This is a genomic window from Rubrivirga litoralis (genome assembly GCF_031846415.1).
Taxonomy (GTDB): domain Bacteria; phylum Bacteroidota; class Rhodothermia; order Rhodothermales; family Rubricoccaceae; genus Rubrivirga; species Rubrivirga litoralis.
Window position 1 is genome coordinate 60,688 of the sequence record NZ_JAVRHT010000008.1, and the last position, 13,036, is coordinate 73,723.

Genomic DNA, 13,036 nt, shown 5'->3' on the forward strand with positions numbered 1-13,036 from the left:
ACTCGCCTCACTCCGCCTCACCGATGAACTCCGACCGTACCGCGTACCCTGTACCCCGTACCCCGATTTGGCACAAAGGCACCGCCGCCGACGACTGGATCGTGCGGTTCACCGTCGGCGAGGACTGGCGGTGGGACACGGTGCTCCTGCCCTACGACCTGGAGGGGACGCGCGCGCACGCCTGGGCGCTGGCGCAGATCGGCGTGCTGACGGACGAGGAGGAGGCTGAGGTGGGCGCGGCGCTCGACGCGATCCGAGGCGCGTGGGAAGCCGGCGAGGTCGCCGTTCGGCCCGAAGACGAGGACATGCACACGGTCATCGAGCGCGAGCTGACCGAACGGCTGGGCGCGGCCGGCAAAAAGATCCACGCCGGGCGGAGCCGGAACGACCAGGTGCTGACAGCCCTCCGCCTGTGGCTCCGCGACGCGCTCGCCGCCGTCGCGGGCGGGGTGGCTCAGGTGGCCGACGCCCTCCTCGACCACGCCGAGCGGGGCGGCCGCCTCCTCATGCCCGGCTACACACACGGCCAGCGCGCCATGCCGACGACCGTCGCCGTCTGGGCCGCCGGCTACGCCGACCTCCTGGCCGACGACCTGCGGACGCTCGCCGAAGCGCGGCGCGCGGCGAACACGTCGCCGTGGGGGAGCGCGGCCGGCTACGGCGTTCCGGTCCTCGACCTCCCGCGCGCGGCGGTCGCCGAGCGGCTGGGGTTCGACCGCGTCCAAGAGGTCGCCGCCGTGCAGCTGTCGCGCGGCAAGCTGGAGGGCGGGGTGGCCCACGCGCTCGTCCAGGTCGGGCTCACGCTGAACCGGCTGGCGAGCGACCTCGCCCTCTTCGCGACCGCCGAGTTCAGATTCGTCCGCCTGCCGGTCGAGCACACGACGGGCTCGTCGATCATGCCGCAGAAGCGGAACCCCGACGTGCTCGAACTGGCCCGGGCGACCGTCCACCGCCTGACGGCCGAGCTGCACGTGCTCCTGGGGCTCCCGGCGAACCTGCCGGGCGGCTACCACCGGGACCTCCAGCTCACGAAGGAGGCGACGATGCGCGCGGTCGGGGCGGCGCAGGACGTGGCGAGCGCCGTCGCCGCCGTCCTCCCGGGCGTCGAGTGGCAGGCCGACCGGATGCGCGCGGCGCTCTCGCCCGACCTGTTCGCGACCGCCGAGGCGCTCCGCCGCGTCGAGGGCGGGGCGGCGTTCCGCGACGCCTACCGCGAGGTTGGCACACACCTGGACGACCTGACAGTTCCGTCCGACGCCGACGCGCTCGCGGCCTACGCATCGCCCGGGACGCCCGGCCACGTCGACGTGGCCGCCCTCCGAGATCGGCTGGACGCTGCGCGCGCCCCGTTCTGACCGCCCCGCCCCCGGGCCGTACTAGCCGCGTACGGCCCGGCGCGACGACAGCAGTTCGAGGCGGACGTCCGCCGTTCCGCGCTTGACCATGCCGATCTCGCGGGCCGCCGCTTCCGACAAGTCCAGCACGCGGTCCTCAGCGTACGGCCCGCGGTCGTTGACGCGGACGACCACGCTCTCGTTCGTGTGGACGTTCGTCACGCGGAGGCGAGAGCCGAGCGGGAGCGAGCGGTGGGCGGCCGTCAGCGCGTCGGGCTCGAACGGCTCACCGCTGGCCGTGGGGTTGCCGGCGAGCTCGTCGCCGTAGTAGCTGGCCTCCCCGCCCTCGACGTGCGAGACGGCCGGCGCCTCACGCGCGGGCGGGGCGGCGGAAGGGGCCGCGGCGTGCTCGGCCCGGGGCGCCGCCGGCTCGGGGGCCGGCTGGGGACGAAAGGCGATGGCGGTCGCCAGCACGGCGAGGCCCGTCGCCGCACGCGTCCGCCGTCGCGGAGTGCGGAGCCGGCTCCGCAGCCGTCGGAGGCGGCGGGGCGGGGTGGACAGGGCGGGAGTCGGGGAAACAGTCTGCATAACGCGGGCAACCGTCGCAGAGACCGTTCCAATCTCGCGCCGGACGAACCCGCGGTGAAAGACCGACACGTCGTCGGGCTCGTCGTGCGGCCTTGGCAGCGCCCCTGCCATCCTGCGGGGTCTTGCCCCGCCCCGCCCGCGTCGGCAGACGGGCGCTTCACACGCTTATACGGAGGCTGTGACACTCGGCTGTCTCCGCCCCGCCCGACCTTGCGGCAGACCCTCCCCCGATCCCATGAAGGCGTCCGACCTTTCCCGCCTCGCCGCCCCGTTCCCGCCCGCCGACATCGAGTGGAAGCCCGGCGCTACGACCCGCGACAAGTCGAAAGGCTTGGCGATGGCCTACCTCACCAGCCGCGCCGTGCAGCAGCGGTTCGACGACGTGTGCGGCCCGGCCGACTGGCGCAACGAGTTCACGGCCGGCCCCGACGGCGGCGTCCTGTGCGGAATCTCGGTCCGCGTCGAGCGTGAGGACGGGACGGCCGAGTGGGTGACGAAGTGGGACGGCGCCGACAACTCGCAGGTCGAGGCCGTCAAGGGCGGCCTGTCGGGCGCCACCAAGCGCGCGGCCGTGCAGTGGGGCGTCGGCCGCTACCTCTACGACCTGCCCGCGACGTGGGTGCGGCTCGACGACCGCGGCCGGTTTGCCGAGGCGCCGCGCGTCCCGCGCGAGTACCTGCCGTCGAGCGGGGCGGGGGCACCGAGCGGCCGCTCCGCCCCGCCCTCCGCCGAGGCGCCGCGCGAGCGCTCGCCGCAGCGGTCGGCCCCGGCGCAGCGCCCGGCGCCCACCGGGGGCGAGCCGGCGCGTCCGTCTCGGCCTACCCCGCGGAGCGGCCAGCGCCGGATCGTCCGCCCCGCCCCGTCCTCCGGCGACGGCGACTCGCGCGCGCCGGACCCGGGGTTCTAGAGCGCCCAGCCGACGCGCCCAGTAGGACGGCGGCTCCGCCAGTCAAACGTCTCCCGCCCCGCCCGCACCGTCGGGCGGGGCGGTCTGCGTCAGAGGCTGTCGGGCGGGGCGGCCTCGTCGAGCCCGTCCAGCGGGCGGTCTTGGATGTCCTGGCCGACCTCGTTCTCGTCGAACGTGTCGTCCGACGTCTGCCCGTCCTGGCGCGAGAGCGGGTCGACGTCGAGGATCGTGTCGGGGTCGGGGTCGGGGAGCTCCGGCGTGGCGTCGGGGACCGGATCCACAGCGGGGACCTCGTCGTCGGCGCACGCGGCGAGGGGGAGGGCGGCGGCCAGCAGGAGCAGGGCGAGGCGGGGCATGGCGAGAGAGCGTGGGTGAGGGCGCAGAACGGGTCGAGCGGGGCGGGAGATCCGCCCCAAACAGACGCGAGGCGCCCCCGGGTGAGGGGCGCCCCGCGACGAGCGAGCGGCGGGTGCCGCTTACATAGCGGTCAGGTTCTGACCGGCCGACGCGAGGGCTTGGCCCAGCTGCGTGAGCGAGGCATCGCCACCGGCGGCCTGCTCCGTCCAGGTGCCGAGGTTCGTCAGCGTCTCGCCGACGGCGGCGCCGTCGATCGGGCTGGCCTGGAGCTGGTCCTTGAGGGTCATGAGGCCCTGGCGGATCTCCGTGGAGTTGGTGAACGTGGCGCCGTCGAGCTGGGCGATCCAGCTGTCGATGTTGCCGATGGCCGTAGCCGGGGCCATCTCGGTCAGGCCGCCGGCCGGGACGGCGTCGAGCGTGCCCTGAGCGGTCACGTCCGTCGTCATCATGCCGTCGTCGACCAGGGGGTCGTCGACGACCGGGGCCGGCTCGGTAACGACGCCGGGCTCGACGACGGCAACGTCGGTGGGCTCGGTGTCGGTCGCGCAGGCGGCGAGCGGGAGGGTGCTGGCGAGGGCCAGGAGAAGGAGAGAGCGAGTCATGGGGGTGGGGGTGGGTGAAGAGCGAGCCCTAGGGGGCCTAAGTGCATAAACAGGGTGGTACCATCTTCTGATCTAGCGTCACCGTCTTTTCACGATTTGGCCCCTGAAGCGGCAGCTACTCGCCGAGCGAGTCGGCCCGCGCGAGGTCGAGCAGGAGCGCCGACGCGTCCTGCACGCCGTCATCGGCGAGCAAGACCGCGATCCGCCCGCCCCGCCCCCGCTCTGCGACGGCCGCCGCTCCCACGACGCCGTCGACCACGCCCTCGGCCACGCCGAGCCGCAGACCGCCCCGCTCCCCGAGCGAGTCGCGGGCGGGGCGGGGGACGAGGTCCAGGAAGGCAGCCGACACGTCCGCGTCGACCAGGTCCTCGCGGACGGCTCGCGCCAGGAGCCGCGCGTAGGCGCGGGCCGTGCCCTGGGGGAGCGTGGCGCGCGCAGCCGCTCGCCGGTCGGTGGGGCTGAGCCCCAACCCGCCCCGCTCCAACCGAGCCCGCTCGGCGGCCCGGTACGACGGGCTTTTGACGTAGGCCCGCGACCGCGCGAACGCCGAATCGCGCTGGGCGGGGCGGCCGAGCGCGAGGAACGACGCGAGCTGCGCCTCGCGCGGCCCCGGCCGGTCGGCCGGCGCCCAGGCCAGGACGAGGCCGCCGAGCGGGAGCGGGGCGTCTAGCTCGTCCAGACCGAGGCGGTGGGGGAGCGCGCCGGTCGCCTCGCGGCCGAGCGTCGACAGGAGGACGTCGGCGGCCGCGCGGTCGCCGGCGAGCGCCCGGCGGGCGAGGCCGGCCAGCGACGACGCCCGGGCGTCCGGGCGGGGCGGGTCGACGCCGGGGAGCCGCCGCCGCTCGACGGCCGAGGCCGGGAGCACGGCGGCCGTGTCCAGCGACCTCCCCGCCCGCCGCGCGAGCTCGGCGGCCAGGAGCAGGCCGGTCAGCCCGGCGACGGGCCGCCGCACGTCGCCGCGGACGTCGACGACGGCCGAGTCGCCGGCCACGTCCCACACGACGAGCGAGGCGCCGTCGTGTGTGTGCGCCCAATCGACGAGGGCGGCCGGGGTCTCGACAGGGGCGGCCTCACCGACTTGGTCCGCCCCGCCCCGCCCGCACCCGGCGGCGACGAGGAGCAGGCAGGCGAGGGGCGCGTAGCGGACGGGCGGGGCGGGCACGGAGAAGGTGCGCGGGGCTCCCGCGCCGGGCGGGGCGGCGCCCCGGTTGCTGTCGCTAGAGGACGGGCGAGTCGTCCCCCTCGGGCTGGTTGCGGCGGTTCTGGACGAGCGACGCCACCACGTCGGGGTCGGCCAGCGTGGACGTGTCGCCGAGCTGGTCGGGCGCGTTCTCGCCGATCTTGCGCAGGATGCGGCGCATGATCTTGCCCGAGCGCGTCTTGGGCAGGCCGGGCGCGAACTGGACAAAGTCGGGCGTCGCGATCGGCCCAATCGTCGCGCGGACGTGGCGGCGGAGCTCGTCGCGGAGCGCGTCGGTGGCGTCGGCGCCCTCGACGAGCGTGACGTAGACGTAGATCCCCTGCCCCTTGATGTCGTGGGGGACGCCGACGACGGCGGCTTCGGCGACGGCCTCGTGGAGCACGAGCGCGCTCTCGACCTCGGCCGTCCCCATCCGGTGCCCGCTCACGTTCAGCACGTCGTCCACGCGGCCCGTGATCCAATAGTCGCCGTCGGCGTCGCGGCGGCAGCCGTCGCCGGTGAAGTAGCGGCCGGGGAAGGCCGTGAAGTAGGTGTTGACGAAGCGGTCGTGGTTCCGGTAGACCGTCCGCGCCTGGCCCGGCCACGACCGCGCGATCACGAGGAGCCCCTCGGCCTCGCCGTCGAGCCGCTCGCCGTCCGGGCTCAGGACCTCGGGGACGACCCCGAAAAACGGCCGCGTCGCGCTCCCCGGCTTTTCGGGCGTCGCGCCCGGGAGCGGGGTGAGCATGTGGCCGCCCGTCTCGGTCTGCCACCACGTATCGACGACCGAGCACCGCCCCTCGCCCACGACCTCGTGGTACCACCGCCACGCCTCGGGGTTGATCGGCTCGCCGACCGTCCCCAGCACCTTCAGCGACGAGCGGTCGGAGCGCATGACGGGCTCGTCGCCCTTGGCCATGAGCGCGCGGATGGCCGTCGGGGCCGTGTAGAACTGCGTGACGCGGTGCTTTTCGACGACCTCCCAGAAGCGGCCGGCGTCGGGGTAGGTCGGGGTCCCCTCGAAAAAGACCTGCGTCGCCCCGTTGATCATCGGGCCGAACACGATGTAGCTGTGGCCGGTGATCCAGCCCACGTCGGCCGTGCACCAGAAGACGTCGCCGGCCGCCCCGCCCTCGACCGCATGGTAATCGAACGTGAGCTCGTGCGTGAGCGAGGTCCACACGCAGTAGCCGCCCGTCGTGTGGACGACGCCTTTGGGCGTACCCGTCGAGCCCGACGTGTAGAGGACGAAGAGCGGGTCCTCGGCGCCCATCGGCTCGCAGGGGCACGCGGCCGCGGCCGTCTCGCGGGCCTCGTCCAGCCACACGTCGCGGCCCTCGGTCCACGCGACGTCGCCGCCGGTGTGGCGGACGACGAGCACGTGGCGGACGCCCGGGCACCCCCGCAGCGCCGCGTCCACGTTCGCCTTGAGCGCGATCCGCCGCCCCGCCCGGCGCCCCTCGTCGGCCGTGATGACGAAGTCCGAGTCGCAGTCCTCGATCCGGCTCGCGAGCGCGCTCGGGCTGAACCCGGCGAACACGACCGAGAAGATGGCCCCGATGCGCGCGCACGCCAGCATCGCGTAGGCCGCCTCCGGGATCATGGGCAGGTAGATCGTGACGCGGTCGCCCCGCCCGACGCCGCGGTCGCGCAGCACGTTCGCCAGCCGCTGCACCTCGGCGTGGACGTCGGAGTAGGTGATCGTCCGGTCGCCGTCGCCCGGCGTGTCGGGCTCGAACAGGAACGCGGTCCGCCCGCCCCGCCCGGCCTCGACGTGGCGGTCGACGGCGTTGTAGCACGCGTTGAGCACGCCACCCTCGTACCACTTGATGTGGACATCGCCGGGCTCGAAGCTCCAGTCCTGGACGGTCTCGAACGGCGTGACCCAGTCGAGGCGCCCGGCCTGCTCGGCCCAGAACGCGTCGCTGTCCTCGACCGACCGGCGGTAGGTGGCCTCGTAGTCGGCCATCGACGGCACGAACGCCCGCGCCTGCACGGCGGGGGCGGGGGGGTAGACGGCTCGTTCGTCGGGCATGGCGGGCAGGCCCGTGAGGGCGGGGCGGTGGCGGTCCGCTCACGCTACCGCCCCTTCACGGAATGTGCAAGGTGGGCGGGGTGGCTCCGAGCCCGCCCCGCCTACCCGCCGGCCGCCCCGCCCGCCGGAGCGGCGCGGTAAGTGCCCCCGCCCATGTCGAACGTGAGCCCGGCCGGCCGGCCGTCGGCGCCCACGTCGAACGTGAGCCGGCCGGCCGTGTGGGCGAGCCTGAACGTGCTCGGCGAAGTCGGGACCATGCGGAGCACGCCCGGCCGCCACGGCATCGACAGCCCGAGCCCGTCGTCCGTCCGCTCGATGACGAACTGGCCCTCGTTGTTGTCGCGGTCGTACGTCCCGACGAGGCGGTCGTACTGGGCGTCCGTGAGGTCGACGCCGTCGACCTGCGCGTAGCCCGCGGGCGGGGCGGGGCGGTCGGGCGTCTCGCGGACCCACAGGTTCCTGAACTGGACGGGGCTCCCGTGGTCCTGGAGCTGGATCGCGCCCGCGCGCGGGTGCGGCGCGTAGGGGAGCGACTCGAGCCAGATCGTCATGCCCGGCAGCAGCTCGTTGTTCTGCACGAGCACGCCGTTGACGAGGACCGTGAGACGGGCCGGCTCCTCGAGCACGCCGCCCTCGCCGAAGCGGGGGCCGCGGAAAAAGACGTCGTACGCCTGCCATTCGCCCGAGGGCCGGAGCGCGTTCGCGAGCGGCGGGAACTGGCCGTAGATGGCGCCGGCCATGCCGTCGGGGTAGGTCGCGTTGTCGTAGGTGTCGAGGATCTGGACCTCGTAGCGGCCGTCGATCAGGAAGACGCCGCTGTTGCTCCGGTCCTGGCCCGTCTTGGCCGGCTCGTCGGCGGCCCGCCACTCGACGTGGAGCTGGAGGTCGCCAAAGTCTTCCGTCGTCTGGATCGGGCCGGAGCCGGGCTCGACGACGACCGCCCCGCCCTCGACGCGCCACGGGGCGGGGCTCCCGTCGGGGGCCTCCCACGCCGCGAGGGCGGCCGGGCCGGACGGGTCGGCCGGGATCAGGACCGTCGCGTCGGCGGGCGGGGCGGCGTAGGACGCGGCGGGCTCGACGCGCGGCGGGGCCGGCCGATCGACGTCGTGCTGGCGCCACGGCAGGGTGTGGGCGGGCGGGGCGCCCTCGTCGGCGGGCATGGCGGGCGCGGGGGGCGGGGCGGTCGTCGCGCAGGCGCCGAGCCCGAGGGCGGCGGCGAGGGCGAGGGCGGGGCGGAGGAGCACGGGGGCCGGGCAGGGTGAGGCGGAGGATACGCCGTCACCCGCCCCGCCCGTGTTCCAGGGGCAGGCCCCAGGCGGCGGGGCGGGGCGACCGTTCGAGCCGGGCCGCGAGGCGGAGGAGCCGGGCCTGCTCGGGCCACGCGAGCCGCGCGGCGGCGGCCTCGGCCGGCAGCCACGCCCACCCGTCGTGCTCGCCGTCGAGCGTCGGCTCGCCCTCGACGCGCACCGCGAACGCGGGCGCGAGCACGACGCGGTCCTCGGCCCACTCGTAGAACGCGTTGACGGACGGGAGCGCCCACGCCTCGACCAGACCGGCTCCGGGCCGCCACCCGGTCTCCTCGGCAAGCTCGCGGAGGGCGGCCTGCCACGCGGCCTCGCCGGGCTCGACCTTGCCGCCGACCATCCGCCACGCGCCGGCGTCGGGCCGGCCGGCCGCGCGCCGCAGGACGAGCCACTCTGCCCCGCCCGCGGCGCTCGGCGGGTGCCGGTACGGGTACACGTCGACGGCGTGGGCGGAGACGGCGGGCACGGGCGGGGCGGTCGGGCAGGTCCGGCGGGGCGGGAGAACGGAACCGCCGGCGCCGGGTTCACACGCTCCGCCCCGCCCCTCGGGTTCGGCCCCATGGACACCCAGATCTACCTCGTCGTCGCGGTCACGTTCGTCGGCTTCGTCGGCCTCGCGTTCATCCTGCTCTACCCGGTCTACCGCTTCCTCCGCCGCGAGGAGCGGGTCGCCGACGAGTGGACGCAGGACGCCGTCGCGCGCCGCCAGCGCCCGGACGCGGGCAAGGGCGTCTCCGGTGACGGCGCCCCCACCGACCCCGTGCCCACGCTGTCCCCGCCCCGCCGCGACGCGGACCCGCCGGACGGCCGCTGACGCGGAGCGCGCCACCCCGCTCGATGGGGCGGGGCGGCTGAGCGGTCGATCCGCCCCGCCCGGCGAGGGCGCAGCGGCGGGCTCGGCGAGGCGCGAATCGTCGCTGGTCGCTTGCGCAACACCCGGCGGACCCGTAAGGTGGCGCACCGCCGGCCCCCGCTGCCATGCCGTCCGCCCCGCTCCGATGCGTCGCCTTCGCTCTCGCCCTCGTCGGCAGCGCCCTGCCGGTGGCGGCGCAGGGTGGGTTTGAGACGCTGGATCCGGCGTACGGGAATGAGACGGCGCGGCGGGCCTTCTACGGCGGGTTCGCGCTCTCGGGCGAGGCCGCTCTCCGCGCCCTGGGGGGCGGGGAGGTGGGGGCGGCCCCGATTGGCAACCTCTCGCTCGCCGCCCGGCTCGACTACGCCGTCCTCCCGCGAGTTGACCTTGCCCTCGTGGCCGACCTCACGGGCGCGGCCCAGAGCGGGCCGCTGGGGCTGAGCTGGGTCGTCGTCAAGCCGTACTGGAACAGCGAGCGGACCGACTTCGCGCTGCGCCTCGCCGTCGACCCGGCCAGCGAGGGCGGGTTGGGGTTCCGCCAGACCGATGTCGCCTTCTTCTCGACGACGGCGCTCTCGCCGGCCGTCACCAACGACTTCTCCGCCAGCGCCCGCCGCGTGCGGACGGGGTACAGCCTCGCGACCGAGGAGACGACCGAGCCGCTGCTTGGCGCCTCGGCCGACCGCCCCGCCGATCCCCGCCGCGAGCGGCTCGTGGGGCAGGAGCTCCGTCTGGGGTGGGGCTACAACGTCCTGTTCGACCCCGCCGGCAGCCGCCTCTCTCTGGGCCTCGTGGCCGAGGGCGGCAGCTACTCGGTCGTCCCGTCCCGCGTCCGCAACGAGGCCGGCGACGACGGCCCGCCGGCGCCGCGCGCGGAGCAGCGGCGGGTGCGGACCGCGGCCGGCTGGCTCCGGGCGGGCATCGAGTTTAGCCGGCCGAAGTACCAGGCGGCCCCGTTCGTGAGCGTCCCCGTCGTCACCTGGGACGACGCCGAGGACCCGGCGGACCTCCCCGGCCGCCGCCTCCAGCGCATCCAGTTTGGCCTCCGCCTCACGCTGCGATGAGGGATGAGCGAGCAGGGCGGCGCCGGTTTTGGTCCGCCCCGCCCCGTGGGCCGGCGAGCAGCGTGCGGCGAGCAGCGGGCGGACCCAAAGGGCGGGGCGGTCGTGGCAGGCACGTTGCTGTCCCGAGGCGGCATCAGTTCCCCTCCTGGTCAGGAGGGGGGAGGGGTGGTTGTCGGGCGGGCGGGGCGGCTGGAGAAGGCGCCGCCCCGCCCAACCTCGCCCCGCCCGCCGGTAGGCACCCGTAGGGACACGACGCGTCGTGTCCGGGGTAGGCGTCCCGCCCTCGCTGCCTGGGCGGGGTGGACAACTCGGGGGCAACCCGGCCGCCCCGCCCGCGGCACGAGCGGGGCGGGGCGGTGATCTTGCCGCCTTCCGGCTTCCACCTTCCGCATGCGCATCGGCATCGTCTCCGACACCCACGGCTACTACCACCCCGAGCTGGACGACGTGTTCGCAGACGTCGACCTCATCCTGCACGCCGGCGACGTGGGGCCGGTGGAGGTCGTCGACCGGCTGGAGCAGATGGCGCCCGTCGTCGGCGTGTACGGGAACGTCGACGGGCCGCCGGTGCGGGGGCGGTTCAAGGAGCACGTCCGCATCCGGGTGGAGGGCGTGCGGCTGTGGATGACGCACATCGGCGGGCGGCCGGGGCGGTGGGCGAAGGGAATTGGCCCCGCCCTCCGCGCCGACCCGCCCGACCTCTTCGTGTGCGGGCACAGCCACATCCTGCGCATCGAGCGCGTGCCGACCCTGCGGCGGATGCTCTACCTCAACCCCGGCGCGGCGGGGCGGCAGGGGTTCCACCAGGTCAAGACGTGCGTCCGCCTGACGATCGAGGACGGCGCCATGAGCGGGGCGGAGGTGATCCACCTGGAGGAGTAAGACGGCCGCTCCGGGCCGCGCCGCCACCCCGCCCGTTGCGGAACGGGGGCGGGGCGGGCATCTTCGACCCACCGACCCACCGACCCACCGACCCACCGACCCACCGACCCACCGACCCACCGACCCACCGACCCACCGGATGCCCGCCCCGCCCGACGCTGCTCGGCCCGACGCCGCCCCGCCCCGCCCGTCCGAGGCGCGGCCGGACGACGAGCACCTGGACGCCGCGCTCGACCCGGCGGAGCAGGCCGAGGCGCTCCTGCTCACGCTCATGAGCCGGCTGCTCGCCCCGCGCGGCGTGGCCGCCCTGGACGACGGCCGCGGGCTCCGCGTCGTGGCTGCGAAGGGCGGCATGCCCGTCGCCGTGGGCGACCGCCTGGACGCCGCCCCGCCCGAGGCGTCGGCGCTCGTGCTCCCGCTCCGCCACGGGGGCGACGCGCTCGGGTTCGTGGCCCTCGGCGGCCGCCTCTCGGGCGAGCCGTACGCGCCGGCCGAGACGGGCGTGGCGCGGTCGCTCGCCGGCGCGACGGCCGCGTCGGTCCGGGCGGGGCGGGCGGCGGCCGCGCTCGCCGAGGCGGTCCGCCGGCAGGAGGCGCGGGCGCAGGAGCTGCGGACGCTGTTCGAGCTGTCGCAGGCGTTCGGCCGCGCGCTCGACCGCGAGGCGATCCTGAACCGGCTCGGGTTCGCGCTCATGGGCCAGCTCCTCGTGGCCCGGTTCGCCGTCGCCCTGTGCGACTCGGACCGCGAGGGCGACGCCGCGCTCGACGTCACGTTCTCGCGCGGCGCGGGCGGAGCGGCGCTTCCGGTCCCGTGCCGCCTCGCCGACCTTCGCGCTCCGCGCGCGCTCGACCCGTCCGATCCGCTCTGGGGGGCGGGGTGGCGGTGGGCGGTCCCGCTGCGGGCCGGCGACGTGTCGCGCGGCGTGGTCTTGCTCGGCCCGCGCGCGGCGGGCGAGCTGGACGAGGGCGCGGCCGACTTCGCGGCGGCGCTCGCGGCGCTCGCCGTCGGCGCGCTGGAGACGGCGGACCGGCTGGGCGAGCGGATCGAGCGCGAGCGGATCGAGGCGGAGGTCGCGCTTGCCCGCGGCGTCCAGGTCCGCCTCCTGCCGGCCCGGCTCCCCAGCGTGCCGGGCCTCGACGTGGCCGCGCGGTGGCGGCCCAGCCGCGACGTCTCGGGCGACACGTACGAGGTGGCTGACCTGGGCGACGGCCGCCTCCTCGTCGCCGTGGCCGACGTCGTGGGCAAGGGGATCGGCGCGTCGCTGCTCATGGCCACGCTCCAGGCCGGCTTCCGCCTGCTCCGCCCCGACCTGGAAACGCCCCGCCCGGACCTCGCCGCGGCGACGGCCCGGCTGGACCGGCTCGTGGCGCAGAGCACCGAGCCGCACCAGTTCGTGACGCTCGCGTGGGGCATCGTCGAGGCCGCCCCGCCCGGCTCGGGCGGGGCGGGGCGGGGCGGCCGGTTCCGCTACGTCGTCGCCGGGCACCCGCCGCCCCGCCTCCTCCGCGCGGGCGGGGCGGTCGAGCCGCTGGACGTGGGCGGGCCGCTCCTGGGCGTCCTCGACGGCGCCCAGTTCGTGCAGGGGGAGGTCGACCTCGGGCTAGGTGATACGGTCCTCCTCTACACCGACGGCGCGACCGAGGCCGAAGACGGGCGGGGCGAGGAGCTGGAGACGGTCGGCCTCGACCGGCTCCTCACGGGCCATGCTGCGGCCGACGCCGCGGGCCTCCTCGACACGGTCCTCCGCGGCGTCGACGCCTGGGCTGCGGGCGGGGCGGCGGACAACGACGACCTCACGCTGGTGGCGGTGCGGATGGTGGGGTGAGGAAAGTGGAAAGTGGAAAGTGGAAAGTGGAAAGTGGCCGGCTGGGCGGGGTGGAAAAGTTTCTGTCAAACAGTTGGTTGACCTGTTGCGTCACCCCGCCCCGCC

13 protein-coding genes are annotated in these 13,036 nt (G+C 75.8%); 6 read left to right on the top strand and 7 right to left on the bottom strand.

Features of this window, described 5'->3' with window-relative positions; all coding sequences use genetic code 11:
- Window positions 1-23: 23 nt before the first annotated feature.
- Entirely contained in the window at window positions 24-1,355 is a 1,332-nt protein-coding gene (gene argH / locus RM540_RS05075; protein ID WP_311662458.1) for an argininosuccinate lyase, read from the top strand.
- Between the two features lie 21 nt (window positions 1,356-1,376).
- On the opposite strand, the gene RM540_RS05080 is transcribed toward argH, so the two are convergent.
- On the bottom strand, window positions 1,377-1,922 hold the full coding sequence (locus RM540_RS05080; protein ID WP_311662459.1) for a septal ring lytic transglycosylase RlpA family protein: 546 nt from the start codon (window positions 1,920-1,922) through the stop codon (window positions 1,377-1,379).
- A gap of 235 nt (window positions 1,923-2,157) precedes the next feature.
- Here RM540_RS05080 and RM540_RS05085 point away from each other — a divergent pair, with 235 nt between their 5' ends.
- Entirely contained in the window at window positions 2,158-2,829 is a 672-nt protein-coding gene (locus RM540_RS05085; RefSeq protein WP_311662460.1) for a Rad52/Rad22 family DNA repair protein, read from the top strand.
- Between the two features lie 89 nt (window positions 2,830-2,918).
- Here RM540_RS05085 and RM540_RS05090 read toward each other — a convergent pair whose 3' ends face one another.
- From RM540_RS05090 to RM540_RS05115, 6 genes are all read right to left on the bottom strand, one after another.
- Window positions 2,919-3,185 (bottom strand): hypothetical protein, encoded by a 267-nt coding sequence (locus tag RM540_RS05090; protein WP_311662461.1) that lies wholly within the window; start codon window positions 3,183-3,185, stop codon window positions 2,919-2,921.
- Between the two features lie 120 nt (window positions 3,186-3,305).
- Window positions 3,306-3,788, bottom strand: a complete 483-nt coding sequence (locus RM540_RS05095) for a hypothetical protein (RefSeq protein ID WP_311662462.1) — start codon at window positions 3,786-3,788, stop codon at window positions 3,306-3,308.
- 115 nt (window positions 3,789-3,903) lie between these two features.
- Window positions 3,904-4,950, bottom strand: a complete 1,047-nt coding sequence (locus tag RM540_RS05100) for a serine hydrolase (protein ID WP_311662463.1) — start codon at window positions 4,948-4,950, stop codon at window positions 3,904-3,906.
- Between the two features lie 55 nt (window positions 4,951-5,005).
- Window positions 5,006-7,003, bottom strand: coding sequence for an acetate--CoA ligase (gene acs, locus RM540_RS05105; protein WP_311662464.1), 1,998 nt, complete (start codon window positions 7,001-7,003; stop codon window positions 5,006-5,008).
- 101 nt (window positions 7,004-7,104) lie between these two features.
- Window positions 7,105-8,247 (bottom strand): 3-keto-disaccharide hydrolase, encoded by a 1,143-nt coding sequence (locus tag RM540_RS05110; RefSeq protein WP_311662465.1) that lies wholly within the window; start codon window positions 8,245-8,247, stop codon window positions 7,105-7,107.
- A gap of 34 nt (window positions 8,248-8,281) precedes the next feature.
- Entirely contained in the window at window positions 8,282-8,773 is a 492-nt protein-coding gene (locus RM540_RS05115; protein WP_311662466.1) for an NUDIX domain-containing protein, read from the bottom strand.
- A 93-nt stretch (window positions 8,774-8,866) separates the two neighbouring features.
- Here RM540_RS05115 and RM540_RS05120 point away from each other — a divergent pair, with 93 nt between their 5' ends.
- The 4 genes from RM540_RS05120 to RM540_RS05135 all read left to right on the top strand — a co-directional run bounded on the left by RM540_RS05120 (window position 8,867) and on the right by RM540_RS05135 (window position 12,931).
- A complete protein-coding gene (locus RM540_RS05120; protein WP_311662467.1) occupies window positions 8,867-9,121 on the top strand; it encodes a hypothetical protein in 255 nt (84 codons plus the stop codon).
- Between the two features lie 164 nt (window positions 9,122-9,285).
- Entirely contained in the window at window positions 9,286-10,224 is a 939-nt protein-coding gene (locus tag RM540_RS05125) for a hypothetical protein (RefSeq protein WP_311662468.1), read from the top strand.
- 390 nt (window positions 10,225-10,614) lie between these two features.
- On the top strand, window positions 10,615-11,106 hold the full coding sequence (locus RM540_RS05130; protein WP_311662469.1) for a metallophosphoesterase family protein: 492 nt from the start codon (window positions 10,615-10,617) through the stop codon (window positions 11,104-11,106).
- 139 nt (window positions 11,107-11,245) lie between these two features.
- Window positions 11,246-12,931 (top strand): PP2C family protein-serine/threonine phosphatase, encoded by a 1,686-nt coding sequence (locus tag RM540_RS05135; RefSeq protein ID WP_311662470.1) that lies wholly within the window; start codon window positions 11,246-11,248, stop codon window positions 12,929-12,931.
- The last annotated feature ends 105 nt before the right edge of the window (window positions 12,932-13,036 follow it).

Bases quoted from the DNA above. Each gene is read 5' to 3' on its own strand.
- argH (WP_311662458.1), top strand. From the start codon at position 24: ATGAACTCCGACCGTACCGCGTACCCTGTACCCCGTACCCCGATTTGG.
- RM540_RS05080 (WP_311662459.1), bottom strand. From the start codon at position 1,922: ATGCAGACTGTTTCCCCGACTCCCGCCCTGTCCACCCCGCCCCGCCGC.
- RM540_RS05085 (WP_311662460.1), top strand. From the start codon at position 2,158: ATGAAGGCGTCCGACCTTTCCCGCCTCGCCGCCCCGTTCCCGCCCGCC.
- RM540_RS05090 (WP_311662461.1), bottom strand. From the start codon at position 3,185: ATGCCCCGCCTCGCCCTGCTCCTGCTGGCCGCCGCCCTCCCCCTCGCC.
- RM540_RS05095 (WP_311662462.1), bottom strand. From the start codon at position 3,788: ATGACTCGCTCTCTCCTTCTCCTGGCCCTCGCCAGCACCCTCCCGCTC.
- acs (WP_311662464.1), bottom strand. From the start codon at position 7,003: ATGCCCGACGAACGAGCCGTCTACCCCCCCGCCCCCGCCGTGCAGGCG.
- RM540_RS05120 (WP_311662467.1), top strand. From the start codon at position 8,867: ATGGACACCCAGATCTACCTCGTCGTCGCGGTCACGTTCGTCGGCTTC.
- RM540_RS05125 (WP_311662468.1), top strand. From the start codon at position 9,286: ATGCCGTCCGCCCCGCTCCGATGCGTCGCCTTCGCTCTCGCCCTCGTC.
- RM540_RS05130 (WP_311662469.1), top strand. From the start codon at position 10,615: ATGCGCATCGGCATCGTCTCCGACACCCACGGCTACTACCACCCCGAG.
- RM540_RS05135 (WP_311662470.1), top strand. From the start codon at position 11,246: ATGCCCGCCCCGCCCGACGCTGCTCGGCCCGACGCCGCCCCGCCCCGC.